The organism is Microbacterium testaceum, assembly GCF_001476655.1.
Classification (GTDB): Bacteria; Actinomycetota; Actinomycetes; order Actinomycetales; family Microbacteriaceae; genus Microbacterium; species Microbacterium testaceum_C.
Genome location: NZ_LDRT01000068.1, coordinates 1 through 14,645, shown reverse-complemented (window position 1 = coordinate 14,645; position 14,645 = coordinate 1). Strand labels below are relative to the sequence as shown.

The following is a 14,645-nucleotide window of genomic DNA, read 5'->3' as shown; positions in this document are numbered from 1 at the left end:
GTAGCCTTACCTGCTGTCAACCTCGGCGTGCGTCGGCGAGACTGGGTGTCGAACTCGAAAGGCACAATGATGCGCAACCAGACGACCGCATTCCACGTCGGCATGACGGCGGACGCGGTCATCGACGCCGCCGCCGAGTTGACGCGTGATTCGCACCTGTGGGGCTGGTCGATCCGGGATCTCGCCCGCAGACTCGACGTCTCGCCTTCGGTGATCTACCACCATGTCGGGGGTCGCGACCTGCTTGCGCGTCACGTCGTCGAGCGCGTCGTCGAAGGTTTGAGCGTCCCGCCGCCCGAGAGCTCGTGGGACGAGTGGTTCCGCACCTTCCTCATTTCTGCCTACGGTCCGGTCACGGCGTACCCCGGTGTGGCGAAGTGGCTGCTGCTCCATGGACCCACTTTCCTCACGACACTCGAGGTAATAGACACCGGCACCGCACTGCTGCGGCGCGCAGGATTCGGAGGCGACGCCGGATTCGCGTATGCGGCTCTGCTGAATAACGCGATGCTCACCATCTCGATCGGCGACGACCGGCTGGTCCACGAGGACGACGGCCCCCGCGATCACGCGACGATGATGGACGAGTTTGCCCGCACCGCAGTGGGCCGACCCGGTGTCGAGGTGCTCTCGGCATCCCTTCTGACGCCCTTCGCCGAGGGCGGCTACGGCGCCGAACAGCTGCGCGAGCGTTACTTCCGATTCGTCGTCGACACCACAATCGCCGGGCTCGCGACGCTGCTCGGCCCGCGCTGACGACATTCCCGCCGACAGTGTGGCCGCCGAGAGAGTCAGCCCTGGGATTTCATTGTCAGAGGGAAGAACGTGAGTTGCGGCACGCCCGCATCATCCGCGCGACGGGGCCTGCACCTGCGCACGGGCTAGATGTACTGACCTAGACCGCGCGTTGCGGGCGGCTCCCCCGCCGTGACCGCAGTCTCTGCCGGTGCGGCACGACCGAAGAGCTTGCTCAGCAATCCCATGATGTGATTCTGGACTCAGCTTCCCTTCACTTACTGCCCGCGAAACGTAGACGTTGCTCTTGTCGAGCGGCAGTTCTCCGGGAGTGAACACCTGACTGGCCTTGGGCAGACGGAAGAGCCCCAGGCCAACACCCTGGTCGGCAAGGGAGCCGGAGGGGTTCCGGAGGGGTTGTTCGTTCGAGCCAACGCCAAAGGGCCGGAGACTCTTGCGAGTTTCCGGCCCTGTTCTGGTCGGGATGACAGGATTTGAACCTGCGACCCCTTGACCCCCAGTCAAGTGCGCTACCAAGCTGCGCCACATCCCGTCGCCCGCGAGCGGGCAACTCCCCTATATTAGCCGCTTCGCGACCATGCCGCGAACCGGGCGCACCCCGGGCGTGTGCGGGATGGACCGGAGGGCACCCGAGAGCCGAGCGATCGCTCCTGTCTTGTCCGGTGTCCGAGCCCCTCGCCAGCGTCACCCCATGACCATCGAGATCCTCCCCGCGACCGGCGACCGCTTCGACGACGCCGAGGTCGCCCTCGACAGCGGCGACGGCCCGGACTGCCAGTGCCAGTGGTGGCTCCTCCCCAACGGCCCGTGGAAAGAGGCATCCGTCGACGAACGCACCGACCTCTTCCGCGCCGAGTTCAGCGAGAGCCGACCGCCCGGACTCATCGCCTACGTCGACGGCGAACCCGCGGGCTGGGTGCGCGTCGGACCCCGCACCGCTCAACCGCGCCTCGCCCGCACGCGCGATGTGACCGCCTCGACGTCCGAGCCGCTCGACGCCGACGACGTGTGGGCCGTGTCGTGCTTCGTCGTCCGTAAGGAGCACCGCGGCAGAGGTCTCACCGGCCAGCTCCTGGATGCCGCCGTCTCCGCCGCCCGCGATGGTGGCGCCCGGGTGGTGGAGGGGTATCCGCTCGACCCGCACGCCGCGAAGCGGTCGTCGAACCAGCTCTTCCGCGGCACCGTCTCGGTGTTCGAGGCGGCCGGCTTCGACGTCGTCGATCGCCCCAAGCCCGATCGCGCCCTCGTCGCGCTCACGCTACGCGACTGAGCGCCCGTCCTACGATGGAGGTTCGCCGACGGAAGACCTGACATGACGGATGCCACGACCACCGCGCGCGTCGACGCCTGGCTGTGGGCGGTCCGGGTCTACAAGACCCGCTCGGCCGCGACCACCGCGTGCCGCGCAGGTCACGTTCGTGTCAACGGCGAGAGGGCGAAAGCCGCGCAGCCGGTCCGGCCCGGAGATGAGCTCCGCGTGCGCATCCAGGGGTTCGACCGCATCCTCGTCGTGAAGAAGACGATCGCGAAACGCGTCGGAGCCGCCCTCGTCGCCGAGGCGCTCGATGACCGCACTCCCCCTCCCCCGCCGCGCGAGAGCATGCCGTTCGTCCCGGTCCGCGACCGCGGCGCGGGCCGCCCGACCAAACGCGACCGCCGCGACATCGAGAAGCTGCGCGGCCGCGACCTCGACTAGGCCGCCACACCCACCCTCCGCGGCGCGCACAACTTCCGCGATTTGCACAACCTCAGCCCGAAAGCGGCGCGATGAGCGGAGGTTGCGCGAATCGCGGAGGTTGCGCACGGGCCCCCATCGCAGAAGCTGCGCACGGGTCCGTGTCACGGAGGTTGTGCACGGGGCCGTGCCTCAGCCCAGCTGCTCCAGCAACCACCGCGTCCCACGCACCGACGCCCCCAGCGCCTCCACGCGTTCCGCCAATCCACGGTCGCTCGTGACCACGACCACCGGATCCCACGACCCGACGAGCTTCGCCGTCACGCGCACGATCTCGTCATCGCCCGATCCGCTCGCCCGCCACACCGCGACAAGATCGTGATCGACGTCCGTCGCACGCGCCTCGCCCTCCAGCACCGCCCCTACGAACGGGAACCAGCGCGTGGCGGAGAGGCCGAGGGCCTCGGCATCCATTCCCGAAGACGTCAACGCCGACAGGCGGGTGAGCAGACGCCCGGCCGCGCCGGCGCGGTCCTTCCACCACCCGTCGGGTACCGAACCCATGACGTTGGCGACATCGACCACCACCGCGGGACGCACAGACAGCGCAGAGCGCAGCGCCGGCCACGACGCGGCGAAACCGGGATGCAGCGGACGGGACGCGACCTCATCGACCGGAACCCACTCGAGCGCGACGCTCTCGGGGTCACTGATCACCGGCTCGAACGGCGTGGTGACGTCGGCCACGAGGGTCGTGTACGTCCAGATGCCGAGATCGAGAACGCTCTCGAAGCGCGCCTGCACCGCATCCTCGGGCACGCCGGCCTCTTCGCCCGACTCGCGAAGCGCCCCGTCGCGCGCCGACTCGTTCTCGTGACGCGCTCCGCCGGGGAGCGCCCACGTGTCGCCGAAGTGGCTCCACGAGACCCGGTGCTGCAGCAGCACACCCCGCTCGGCATCGAGGGCCAGCAATCCGGCGGCACCGAAACGCCCCCAGTACTTCTCCCCCGTCGGCGCGACGACCCACGCGTCCCCGGGATCGCGGGGACCGTGCGGGCGCCGCGGTTCACCGGGGGCGGGAGGCTCGATCGTCATCCTCTCCAGCCTGGCACACGTCGGCGGGCGCGGGTCATCCCTGCGACTCATGGCGCCGCAATCGCACGAGCCGCGCTCGAGCCGTCCCGCGGATCCGGATGCCGTCACGTCGACCCCACGTCACCCGAAACGGCGTGTCCCCCACCGACTCCGCCCCACGGCCCGCCCACGCGTAGCCACCGCGACACCCGACGCCACCGCAACGACCCCGATCCCGCCGCGCGCCGGCAGAGGCACCCGGAAACACCGCGTGCCCCGACCCGCAGGGGGCCGGAGCACGCGAAAGAAGAACTCAGCGGTCGAAACGCGCACCCTCGGGCTTCGAGCCGAGCAGCATGAAGACGAACAGGATGATCGGGCCGGCGAGCGGCACGAAGTAGATGAAGATCCAGAAGCCGCTGCGGTTGCTGTCGTGCAGACGACGGACGACGAGGGCGAGCTGCGGAATGAAGATCGCGAGGCTCCAGATCGCGGTCAGCACGACGAAGATCACCCCGGGGCCGCCCTGCACCTGCCAGACTCCGTCGGAGCCCATCCGGGCGGCGCCGGTCGCCAGGATCAGCATGCTCAGCACGAAGCTGACGATTCCGCCCGCGAGCACCCACCACCAGTACTCGCTGCGGCTCGCGCGGCCGGTGAAGGTCGCGTACTTCTTGAAGAAGCGACGGACGGCCGCTCCGATGGTCGCCCCGTAATACGGCTGGTCGAGCGCCGGTTCGGCGTGAAGATTCGTCATGGTTATCCCCCTGGTCGGCGCGGCCACGTGCCGCGCGCGGGCGGGCCGGTAGCCCGCCGCTGATGCAGCGTATCGATTCCTGGGAGATTTCTGTGAGAGATCGCGTGAGTGTTTCCCGAACAACGACGAAACGCCCCGGCCGCCGCAACGGCACCCGGGGCGTTCTCGACGCGTCTCAGCGCTGGCGCTTCTCGCGGATGCGCATGTTCAGCACGATCGGCGTGCCCTCGAAACCGTAGATCTCGCGCAGGCGCCGCTGGATGAACCGGCGGTAGCCCGGGTCGAGGAATCCGGTCGTGAACAGCACGAAGGTCGGCGGGCGCGTCGCCGCCTGCGTGCCGAACAGGATGCGGGGCTGCTTGCCGCCGCGGAGCGGGTGCGGGTGCTCGGCGACGAGCTCCGAGAGGAACGCGTTGAACTTGCCGGTCGGAATGCGGGTGTCCCACGATTCCAGCGCCGTCTCGAGCGCGGGCACGAGCTTGTCGAGGTGACGGCCGGTGCGCGCCGAGATGTTCACGCGCGGAGCCCACGCCACGTGCGCGAGGTCCTGCTCGATCTCGCGCTCGAGGTAGCGGCGACGGTCCTGATTCTCCATGTCGTCGTCGTTGAGGCGATCCCACTTGTTGAACGCCAGCACGAGCGCGCGCCCCGACTCGAGCACGAGGTCGATGATGTTGAGGTCCTGCACGCTGATCGGCTGCGAGACGTCGAGAACGACGACCGCGACCTCGGACTTCTCCAGGGCGGTCGAGGTGCGGAGAGAGGCGTAGAAGTCGGCGCCCTGCGACAGGTGCACGCGACGACGGATGCCGGCGGTGTCGACGAGCGTCCAGAGCTTGCCGCCGAGCTCGACGACCTCGTCCACGGGGTCGCGCGTGGTGCCCGCGAGCTCGTTCACGACGACGCGCTCTTCGCCCGCCGCCTTGTTCAGCAGCGACGACTTGCCGACGTTCGGGCGACCGAGGATCGCGACGCGACGCGGTCCGCCGATCTCGTACTTCGCGACCGCTGAGACCTCGGGGAGCACCTTCATCAGCTCGTCGAGGAGGTCGGCGACCCCGCGTCCGTGGATCGCCGACACCGGGTGCGGCTCGCCGAGACCGAGGTTCCACAGGGCCGTGGCCTCGGGCTCCTGGCGGGCGTCGTCGACCTTGTTGGCGATGAGGAAGACGGGCTTCTTGCTCTTGCGCAGCAGCTTCACGACGTGCTCGTCGGTCGAGGTCGCCCCCACCGTGGCATCCACGACGAACAGCACGACGTCGGCGAGATCGATCGCGACCTCGGCTTGGGCGGCGACCGAGCGGTCGATGCCCTTCGCGTCGGGCTCCCAGCCGCCGGTGTCGACGAGCGAGAAGCGACGGTCGAGCCACTCGGCCTTGTAGGTCACGCGGTCGCGGGTGACACCCGGGGTGTCCTCGACGACGGCCTCACGGCGACCGAGGATGCGGTTCACCAGCGCCGACTTGCCGACGTTCGGGCGACCCACGATGGCGACCACCGGCAGTGCCGGCAGGAACTCGATCGCGCCCTCACCCGAGGCGAGGCCGGCGAGGAGAGCGGCGTCGTCCTCGTCGAGGTCGAAGTCCTCGAGGCCCGCGCGCAGCGCCTCGGCCCGCTGCTCGGCGAGAGCCTCGTCCAGCTCGGCCATCTTCTCGGCGAGCTGGTCGGGCCCGCCCTCGTACTCGTCTTCAACGCCCATCGCGGGCTCCCATCGTGGAGTCGACGACGCTCAACACGGCATCGACGGTCTGTTCGAAATCAAGGTGGGTCGAATCGACGACCTCGACGCCGGGGGCGGCGGTGAGGAAATCGACGACCGTGGAATCAGCGGCATCGCGCTTGTGCAGGGCCGCGGCGACCGCAGCGGCGTCCTGCGAGGTGAGCTCTTTGCTGCGCCGGGCGGCCCGCACCTCGGGGGCCGCTGTCAGAAGGATCCGCACGGCGGCATCGGGGAAGACGACGGTGGTGATGTCGCGCCCCTCGACCACCACTCCCGGAAGCCCCGCGGATGCCACGAGCCGACGGAACAGCTCGTTCACCGCGTGCCGCACGGGGGCGACGCGCGCCACCCCGCTCACCGCATCGGTGACCCGCGGCTCCCGGATCGCGGCGGTGACGTCGGCCGAGCCGACGCGCACCCAGCGATCACTCGTGTCGAGCGAGATCGCGTAGTCGAAGTCGCCGAAGACCTCGAGCACCGCGGTGGCGTCGGAGGTGTCGGCACCGTGCTCGAGAGCGTGCCACGCGAGGGCGCGATAGGCCGCTCCGGTGTCGAGGAAGCCGTACCCGAGGCGCTGGGCCGCGGCCTTCGACACGCTCGATTTGCCACTGCCGGCGGGACCGTCGATCGCGACGACGACGGGCGCGCCGTCCGAGGACGACCCCTCGACGGGGCCACCGAACGCGGGCTTGAGAAGGGATTCAGTCATGGGTGGTGCTCGCAATCCGCCATCCGCGCTGCTGGAGTCCGTCGACGGCTCGGCGGACCGCGTCGGGGACGACGCTGATCTCGGCGAGGCCGAACGGGGCACCGGGCGAGTGCTCGAGGCGCAGGTCTTCGACGTTGACGTCGAGGTCTCCGAGCTCGCCGAAGAGGCGGCCCAGTTGGCCGGAGGTGTCGTCGACCATGACGACGAAAGTATCGAAACGGCGGTTCTGGCCGTGCTTGCCGGGAAGACGCTCGACGCCCTCGTTACCGCGGCGGATGGTGTCGGCGACGGCACGACGGGCACCCGGCACGTCGGGGTCGCGCAGCGCCTCGGCCACCTCGGCGAGGTCGGCCGAGAGCCGGTCGAGCACCGACACCACGGGGGCGGCGTTCGCGCCGAGGATCTGCACCCACAGCTCGGGAGCGGATGCCGCGATGCGTGTCGTGTCGCGCACGCCCTGACCGGCGAGGCGGAGGGAGCCGTCGGGGGCCTCGACGAAGCGTCCGGCGAGCAGGCTCGCGACCAGCTGCGGCACGTGCGACATGAGGGCGACCGACTCGTCGTGCTCCTCGGGCGTCATCTCGATGAGCGTCGCCCCGAGGTCGAGGGCGAGGCCCTCCACGAGCGACAGGTCGTGCGCCGAGGTCTCGCCGTCGCGGCAGACGACCCACGGACGACCGACGAAGATGTCGGCGCGCGCCGAGATCGCTCCCCCGCGCTCACGTCCGGCCATCGGGTGCGACCCGATGTAGTGGCGCAGATCGACCCCGCGCTCCCGCAGGGTGCGCAGCGGCTCGAGCTTGACGCTCGCGACGTCGGTCACCACGGCATCCGGGAACGCGGCGAGCTCGCGCTGCACCACGTCGGCGGTGACGTCGGGCGGCACGGCCACCACGATCAGCGAGGGCGCGTCGTCGTCGCGTGCGGCGCGACCGGCACCGTAGTCGATGGCCAGCCGTAGCTGGGAGGGAGAGGCGTCGACGAGCACGACGTCGACGCCGCGCGCGGTCAGCGCGTGGCCGATGCTCGCGCCGAGCAGGCCCGAGCCGACGACGCGGACGGTGCCGCTCGTGCGGGTCGCCAAAGGACCGGCCGCGCGCGCGGACGTTCCGTTCGGTTCGCTCATCGGGTCTCCTGCCCTGGGCGGCGCCCCTGGCACCGCAAGACGCCCCGGAGGCTCACTCCGCGGGAGTGTCGCCGTCCCGACGGGACAGCGTGAGCAGGGCGCCGCGTTCTACTGTAGTCAACTCGCGCGCCTTGCCCACCGGGAGTGTTCCCAGGTGCAGGGGCCCGAACTGCCGACGGACCAGCTCGACGACCGGGTGGCCGACCTCGGCCATCAGACGCCGGACGATGCGGTTCTTGCCCGAGTGCAGCGTCAGCTCGACGAGGCTCTCGCCGCGAGACGCGTCGAGCAGCCGCGCCTTGTCGGCCGCGATCCGCCCGTCCTCGAGGTCGACGCCCTTCAGCAGGCGCTGGATCGTCTGGGGCAGCACCTGACCCTCGACCTTCGCGATGTACACCTTCGTCACGCCGAACGAGGGATGGGCGAGCACGTGCGCGAGGTCGCCGTCGTTGGTCAAGACAAGAAGGCCCGAGGTGTCGGCATCCAGGCGTCCGACGTTGAACAGGCGCTCGTCCCAGTCCTTCGTGTACCGGCGGAGGTCGGGCCGGCCGCGGTCGTCGCTCATCGAACTGACGACCCCCGTGGGCTTGTTCAGGATGACGTAGCGCTTGGACGCGTCGAGCTGGATCGCCGTGCCGTCGACGTCGACCAGGTCGGTATCGGGGTGGATCCGCGAACCGAGCTCGGTCACGACCACGCCGTTCACGCGCACGCGGCCCGCGACGATCATCTCCTCGGAGACACGGCGCGAGGCCACGCCCGCGTTCGCGAGCACTTTCTGCAGGCGCACGCCCTCTTCGCTGGCATCCGTCATTTCAGTACCTCTCCGTCGAATCCGTCGGCGCCGTCGTCGAGCAACGGCGAGATGTGCGGCAGCTCGTCGAGCGAGTTGATGCCGAGGTGGACCAGCAGCTGGTCGGTGGTCCCGTAGTGGATGGCACCCGTGTCGGGGTCCGTGAACACCTCGGTGATGAGTCCGCGAGCCAACAGCGTGCGTACGACCGAGTCGACGTTCACCGCGCGGATGGATGCCACCTGCCCGCGCGTGACGGGCTGCTTGTACGCGATGACGGCCAGGGTCTCCAGCGCCGCCTGCGAGAGCCGCGAGGGTGCCTGGGTGTTCACGAAGTCGCCGACGACGTCGTCGTACTCCTCGCGGACGTATAGACGCCACCCTCCGCCGACCTCGCGCAGTTCGAAGCCGCGGACCGGTCCCCCGGTCTTGCCGTCGTAGTCCGCGACGAGCGCCTCGATCGCCTGACGGACGGCGGGCACGGGGGCCGCGACCGCGGCCGCGAGGCTCACGAGGCTCTGCGGTTCGTCCACGACGAGCAGGACCGCCTCGAGGCGACGGGCGACGGATGCCGGATCGCTCGGACGCGGAGCCGGGATCGGGGCCTGCGGGTCAGCGGTCATAATCGGCTCCCAGGGCGGCGAGGTTCTCTTCCGACCACCGCTCGGCGGTCCAACGCAGCGTGAGCTCGCCCAGCGGTTCGAGCTGCTCGAACGACAGCGCGGCGTGACGGTACAGCTCGAGGATCGACAGGAAACGCGCCACGACGATCCCCGTCTCGGTGACACCGGCGACGAGGTCGCGGAAGTTCAGGGTGCCCGCCGAGCGCAGGAGCGTCACGACGATCGCGGCCTGCTCGCGGATGCTCACGAGCGGGGCGTGCAGGTGATCGAGCCCGACCGTCGGGATCTGCTTCGGCGCCATCGCGACGACGGCGAGGGCGGCGAAATCGTCGAGGCTGAGCGTCCACACCAGTTCGGGCACGGCCGCGCGGTACTTCTCGTCGAGCCGCACGTCGCGGGTGTGCCGGCGGTCCTCGCGCTGCAGGCACCGCGCGAACCACGCCGACACCTCCTTGAACGCCCGGTACTGCAGGAGCCGCGCGAACAGCAGGTCGCGCGCTTCGAGGAGCGCCACGGATTCGGCATCCACGAGCTCGCCCTGGGGCAGGAGCCCCGCGATCTTCATGTCGAGCAGGGTCGCGGCGACGACGAGGAACTCCGATGCCTCGTCGAGATCCTGCTCGGGTCCGAGGTCGCGGAGGTAGGCGATGAACTCGTCGGTCACGCGGCTGAGGGCGACCTCGGTGATGTCGAGCTCGGCGCGCGAGATGAGGGTGAGGAGGAGGTCGAAGGGGCCGTCGAAGACGGGGAGGGTGACGCGGAAACCGGCGGCGTCGGTTCCGGTCCCCTCGACGGGCTCGGGGACCTCAGCCGGGAGGGGGTCGCCGGTCGCGAGGTGGCTGAGCCCCTCGGAGCCTGCGGGAGCCGGCGCATCGGTGCCTCCCGCGGGCTCGGGACCCGGCCGCGCCGCGACGGGGCTGCCCGTGGGAATGTCGTCAGGCGACGGCGCCACGCGCGACCAGCTCCCGCGCCAACCGCAGGTAGGCCTGGGCTGCGGCGTGCTCGGGCGCGAACTCCGTGATCGGCATGCCCGAGACCGAGGCATCCGGGAACTTCACCGTGCGACCGATGACCGTCTCGAGGACGTCGTCGCCGAACGCCTCGACGACACGCTCCAGCACCTCGCGCGAGTGGAGCGTGCGGGGGTCGTACATCGTGGCGAGGACGCCGTCGAGCTGGATCGCCGGGTTCAGGCGGTCGCGCACCTTGTCGATGGTCTCGACCAGCAGCGCGACGCCGCGGAGCGCGAAGAACTCGCACTCGAGCGGGATCAGCACGCCGTGCGCGGCCGTCAGCGCGTTCACCGTGAGAAGGCCCAGCGAGGGCTGGCAGTCGATGAGGATGACGTCGTAGTCGGCCGCGACCTTGCGGAGCACCCGGGCGAGGATCGTCTCGCGCGCGACCTCGTTGACGAGGTGCACCTCGGCGGCCGAGAGGTCGATGTTGGCCGGCAGCACGTCGAGACCCTCGACACGCGTCTCGACGATGACCTCGTGCGGGTCGCGCTTGGTGTCGAGCAGCAGGTCGTAGATGGTCGGCACGTCGTGCGTCTGGATGCCGAGACCCGCCGACAGGGCCCCCTGGGGGTCGAAGTCGATCGCGAGCACACGGCGGCCGTAGCCGGCGAGAGAGGCGGCGAGGTTGATGGTCGTCGTCGTCTTGCCGACGCCGCCCTTCTGGTTGCACAGCGCGATGATGCGCGCCGGACCGTGGCTGTCGAGAGCCTTCGGGGTCGGGAACCCCTGGTAGGGGCGACCGGTGGGTCCGAGGATGACCTCGTCTGCGCCCGTCTTGTTGCCCTTCGTGCTCGCCGACACCGAGTCTCCCGCCTTCGTCATAACGTCGTCGAGTCTAACCGCCGCCCGCCCCGCGGCCCGCGTGACCCGCGGGCGGGTGCGGGCGGGCACGGGTGGAATGCCCCGGACAGGCGGATGAAAGAGCGCTCCGCGAGGCGGGACGGGCGCGCGAGCCGCTTAGCGTGTCCGAGTCGTCGACTTCGCGACGGCCCCCCGAGAGGATTTCGATGGCCCGCACCTCGCCCGTCGCCCTTGTCACCGGAGCCTCCGGCGGGATCGGCTCGACCGTCGCCCGCGCCCTCGCCGAGGAGGGGTACGCCGTCGCCGTCGCCTACGGTCGCGGCGCCGAGGCCGCGGAGCGGGTCGTCGCCGAGATCGAAGCCCGCGGCGGAACCGCACGGGCCTTCCCCGCGGATCTCGCCGACGCGTCCTCGCTCGCCGCGCTGTTCGACGCGGTCATCGCGGCGTTCGGCGGGATCGACGTCGTCGTCCACGCCGCCGCGGCCTTCCACAAAGCGCCGATCGTCGACACCGCCCCCGAGACCATCGACGAGATCGTCCTCGCGAACATCGCCGGCACGCTGCACCTCGCCCGCCTCTCGGCCCTGCACGTGCGAGACGGCGGCGCGATCGTCTTCGTCTCGAGCGCGATCACGCGGCTGCTGCCCGCCGGATACACGCTCTACGCCACCTCGAAAGCGGCCGTCGACGCGCTGACCACCGTGCTCGCGCGCGAGCTCGGCGCGCGCCGCATCACCGTCAACGCCGTCTCCCCCGGCCCCACCCGCACCGCGATGATGACCGCCGATCTCACCGCCGGCGGCGATCCCGACGCGCAGGGCACGGGCATCCTCGCGGCGACGCCCCTCGGCCGCTTCGGCGAGCCCGACGACATCAGCGCCGTGATCCTCGGCCTGCTCGAACCCACCCGCTGGGTCAACGGGCAGACCATCCAGGCCAGCGGCGGCTTCGTCTGATCCCGGGTGCCGGCACGCTCGGCCGCGACCCCGTGGCCGTCCGCTCGAGACGGCGTCGCACCCCGGTGTACGTGTTTCCGCCCGCGCGCGCCGCGCCCCGTCTGCCTGTGCGACGGCGGGCTACCGCACGCGGGCTCGCCGCGCCTGCACGAGCAGCGCGAGCGCGAGCGTCGCGACGCCCCACACCGCGGCGACCTTCACCAGCACGCCGTAGATGAGGTGGGTCGGGGTGTAGTCCGTGTCGAAGCCGCCTTCGAGCACGAGCGCCCCGAGGGACGCGACGACGAGCGCGATCGGCAGAGACAGCCACCAGCCCACGCGCGCGGCATCCGGAAGCACCCGGCTCACCGGACGCGGCGACCGCCGTGTCAGCCACCACAGACCGAAGATCGCCAAGCCCGCCAGTCCGAACGCCCCCGAGCCGTACTGCAGCCACTTCACGCCGAGCAGAGGCCCCCACTGCTGCTCGAGAGCCGGGAACAGGGCGTCGCCCGCTCGACCCTCGTGCGTGAAGAAATCCCAAGCCACGTGCGTGACCACCCCGAGCGCGAGCGAGACGATCACCCACAGGATGCCGACGACTCCCCCGCTCACCGTCTCGCGTGCCGCCGCGGGGGCACCGGCATCCCACCCTCCGGGCAGGCGTTCGGCGATGCGCCGCGGCAGCAGCTCGCGCGTTGCCGGACGCAGCACGCACCGCCACACCAGCAGCAGAACGAACGCCATCACCACCGTCACCGGCAGCCACGCCAGATCGTGCGTGATGGCGTACGGGGGTACGAGCCCCCGCAGGAACAGCGGCAGGTCGGGCGTCATCGCGCCGATCGCGATCGCCGCCGGAACCAGCGGTGTCCGCACGAACGGCAGGGCGACGACCGCGTGGCTGACCGTGAACGGCATGTCAGTCGAGGAAGAGTCCCGCGAGCGTCTTCTTCCCGCGCCGCAGCACCGAGACGCCGCCGGGCAGCGTCCCCTCGACGATCGCGTCGTCGGACGTCACCTTCGCGCCGTCGAGCGAGACGCCGCCCTGTGCGATCGCGCGGCGCGCGTCGCTGAGGCTCGTGCTCAGGTTCGTCGCGAGCAGCGCCTCGACGACGGTCCTGCCGCGCTCGATCTTCGCGTTCGGCAGCTCGCTGAGAGCGGTCCGCAAGATCTCGGGGTCAAGCCCTCTCACATCGCCCTGCCCGAACAGCGCCTCGGTCGCGGCGATGACGGCCTCGGTCGCGTCGGCGCCGTGCACCGTCGTGACGACCTCGCGCGCGAGACGCTTCTGCGCGGCGCGGCGGAACGGCTCGGTCTCGACGAGTCGCTCGTACTCCTCGATCTCGGCGCGGGTGAGGAACGTGAACACCTTGAGACGCTCGATCACGTCGCGGTCGTCGGTGTTGAGCCAGAACTGGTACATGGCCCACGGGCTGCACATCTCGGCATCCAGCCAGATGGCGTTGCCCTCGCTCTTGCCGAACTTCGTGCCGTCGCTGTTGGTGATGAGCGGGGTGCCGATCGCGTGGACCGACGCTCCCTCGACCTTGCGGACGAGGTCGGTGCCGCTGGTGAGATTTCCCCACTGGTCGCTGCCTCCGGTCTGCAGCACGCACCCGTACTGGCGGTAGAGCTCGAGGTAGTCGAGGCCCTGGAGGATCTGGTAGCTGAACTCGGTGTAGCTGATGCCGGCCTCGGAGTTCAGCCGCGCGCTCACCGCGTCTTTCTTCAGCATCGTGCCGACGCGGAAGTGCTTGCCGATCTCGCGCAGGAAGTCGATCGCGCTCAGCGGAGCGGTCCAATCGAGGTTGTTCACCATGCGAGCGGCGCTGTCGCCCTCGAAGCTCAGGAAGCGCTCGACCTGGGCGCGCAGGCGCGCGACCCACTCGGCGACGGTCTCGCGCGTGTTCAGCGTGCGCTCGGCCGTCGGGCGGGGGTCTCCGACAAGACCGGTCGAGCCGCCCACGAGCCCCAGCGGGCGGTGCCCCGCGAGCTGCAAGCGGCGCATGGTGAGCAGCTGCACCAGGTTGCCGAGGTGCAGGCTCGGCGCGGTCGGGTCGAAGCCGCAGTAGAAGACGATGGGCCCTGCGCCGAGGAGCTCTCGCAGCTCGGTCTGGTCGGTGGAGACGTGGATGAGTCCGCGATACACCAGCTCGTCCCAGACGTTGTCGAAAGTCGGGTCGTTGGCGGGCTGGAGGGCGCTCACGGGCGCCGCGTCGATCGGTGCAGACACCCGTTCAGGCTACCAGCGGGGGTGTCGGACCCCGGATGCCGGAGCTCGGGCGGCCGCCGCGGTCGCCGCCGCTCGCGCTCGCCCTGGTGGGGGCCGTCACCCCGCGTGGATCCCCCACCACACCAGGAACGCGGCCGCGAGGGAGGTCACCCAGCTGACCAGGCTCCCGATGAGGAAGTACTCCGCACGATTGCCGCTCCTGCCGTCGGCCGAGATCTCGGGAAAGCGGACGATGCCCTTGGCCGCGAACACCGCGGCGATGAGCGTGTACGCGCCCGCGAGGGTGAGCACGAAGACGAGGATGCGCTCGAGGGGGCCGATGAGGCGCCCTCCCTTGAGCACCGGGCTGGGGGCGGAGTCCGCATCGGCGGAGGCGTCCGGCACGGGGTCGATCGAGGCGGGGCCGGACGGCGAGGGGCTCGGG

The 14,645-nt window shown here is 70.5% G+C and carries 15 protein-coding genes, 1 tRNA gene and 1 pseudogene; 4 read left to right on the top strand and 13 right to left on the bottom strand.

Annotation, left to right across the window (positions count from 1 at the left end; translation table 11 throughout):
- Positions 1-66 precede the first annotated feature (66 nt).
- Positions 67-756: a TetR/AcrR family transcriptional regulator gene (locus tag NS220_RS10675; RefSeq protein WP_058624036.1), complete on the top strand. Its 690-nt coding sequence runs from the start codon at positions 67-69 to the stop codon at positions 754-756.
- A 455-nt stretch (positions 757-1,211) separates the two neighbouring features.
- Here NS220_RS10675 and NS220_RS10670 read toward each other — a convergent pair.
- A tRNA-Pro gene (locus tag NS220_RS10670) sits at positions 1,212-1,288 on the bottom strand.
- Between the two features lie 159 nt (positions 1,289-1,447).
- On the opposite strand from NS220_RS10670, the gene NS220_RS10665 reads away from it, so the two are divergent.
- Both NS220_RS10665 and NS220_RS10660 read left to right on the top strand, forming a co-directional pair.
- A complete protein-coding gene (locus NS220_RS10665) occupies positions 1,448-2,026 on the top strand; it encodes a GNAT family N-acetyltransferase (protein ID WP_058624035.1) in 579 nt (192 codons plus the stop codon).
- 42 nt (positions 2,027-2,068) lie between these two features.
- Positions 2,069-2,452: an RNA-binding S4 domain-containing protein gene (locus tag NS220_RS10660; protein WP_058594871.1), complete on the top strand. Its 384-nt coding sequence runs from the start codon at positions 2,069-2,071 to the stop codon at positions 2,450-2,452.
- 171 nt (positions 2,453-2,623) lie between these two features.
- Here the strand turns inward: NS220_RS10660 and NS220_RS10655 are convergent, their stop codons facing one another.
- The 9 genes from NS220_RS10655 to NS220_RS10615 all read right to left on the bottom strand — a co-directional run bounded on the left by NS220_RS10655 (position 2,624) and on the right by NS220_RS10615 (position 11,071).
- On the bottom strand, positions 2,624-3,526 hold the full coding sequence (locus tag NS220_RS10655) for an NUDIX domain-containing protein (protein WP_058624034.1): 903 nt from the start codon (positions 3,524-3,526) through the stop codon (positions 2,624-2,626).
- 292 nt (positions 3,527-3,818) lie between these two features.
- Positions 3,819-4,262: a DUF805 domain-containing protein gene (locus NS220_RS10650; protein WP_058624033.1), complete on the bottom strand. Its 444-nt coding sequence runs from the start codon at positions 4,260-4,262 to the stop codon at positions 3,819-3,821.
- Positions 4,263-4,437: 175 nt separating this feature from the next.
- Positions 4,438-5,961 (bottom strand): ribosome biogenesis GTPase Der, encoded by a 1,524-nt coding sequence (gene der, locus NS220_RS10645; RefSeq protein WP_058624032.1) that lies wholly within the window; start codon positions 5,959-5,961, stop codon positions 4,438-4,440.
- Positions 5,951-6,691 carry a (d)CMP kinase gene (cmk, locus tag NS220_RS10640; RefSeq protein WP_058624031.1) on the bottom strand — a complete coding sequence of 247 codons (741 nt, stop codon included), beginning with the start codon at positions 6,689-6,691 and terminating at the stop codon, positions 5,951-5,953. Before cmk ends, der begins: the two co-directional genes overlap by 11 nt.
- Positions 6,684-7,817, bottom strand: coding sequence for a prephenate dehydrogenase (locus tag NS220_RS10635; RefSeq protein ID WP_058624030.1), 1,134 nt, complete (start codon positions 7,815-7,817; stop codon positions 6,684-6,686). Before NS220_RS10635 ends, cmk begins: the two co-directional genes overlap by 8 nt.
- A 52-nt stretch (positions 7,818-7,869) precedes the next feature.
- Entirely contained in the window at positions 7,870-8,631 is a 762-nt protein-coding gene (locus NS220_RS10630; protein WP_058624029.1) for a pseudouridine synthase, read from the bottom strand.
- Complete coding sequence (gene scpB, locus NS220_RS10625) at positions 8,628-9,233, bottom strand: SMC-Scp complex subunit ScpB (protein WP_058624028.1); 606 nt, start codon at positions 9,231-9,233, stop codon at positions 8,628-8,630. Before scpB ends, NS220_RS10630 begins: the two co-directional genes overlap by 4 nt.
- Entirely contained in the window at positions 9,223-10,185 is a 963-nt protein-coding gene (locus NS220_RS10620) for a segregation and condensation protein A (RefSeq protein ID WP_242864595.1), read from the bottom strand. Before NS220_RS10620 ends, scpB begins: the two co-directional genes overlap by 11 nt.
- A complete protein-coding gene (locus NS220_RS10615; RefSeq protein WP_058624027.1) occupies positions 10,169-11,071 on the bottom strand; it encodes a ParA family protein in 903 nt (300 codons plus the stop codon). Before NS220_RS10615 ends, NS220_RS10620 begins: the two co-directional genes overlap by 17 nt.
- Positions 11,072-11,256: 185 nt before the next feature.
- On the opposite strand from NS220_RS10615, the gene NS220_RS10610 reads away from it, so the two are divergent.
- Positions 11,257-12,006, top strand: coding sequence for an SDR family oxidoreductase (locus NS220_RS10610; RefSeq protein ID WP_058624026.1), 750 nt, complete (start codon positions 11,257-11,259; stop codon positions 12,004-12,006).
- Positions 12,007-12,126: 120 nt separating this feature from the next.
- Here the strand turns inward: NS220_RS10610 and NS220_RS10605 are convergent, their stop codons facing one another.
- The 3 genes and pseudogenes from NS220_RS10605 to NS220_RS10595 all read right to left on the bottom strand — a co-directional run.
- On the bottom strand, positions 12,127-12,906 hold the full coding sequence (locus NS220_RS10605) for a DUF4184 family protein (RefSeq protein ID WP_058624025.1): 780 nt from the start codon (positions 12,904-12,906) through the stop codon (positions 12,127-12,129).
- A gap of 1 nt (position 12,907) precedes the next feature.
- Positions 12,908-14,221: a tyrosine--tRNA ligase gene (gene tyrS / locus NS220_RS10600; protein ID WP_058624024.1), complete on the bottom strand. Its 1,314-nt coding sequence runs from the start codon at positions 14,219-14,221 to the stop codon at positions 12,908-12,910.
- A gap of 96 nt (positions 14,222-14,317) precedes the next feature.
- A pseudogene (locus tag NS220_RS10595) lies at positions 14,318-14,645 on the bottom strand (hypothetical protein); the annotation flags it as partial.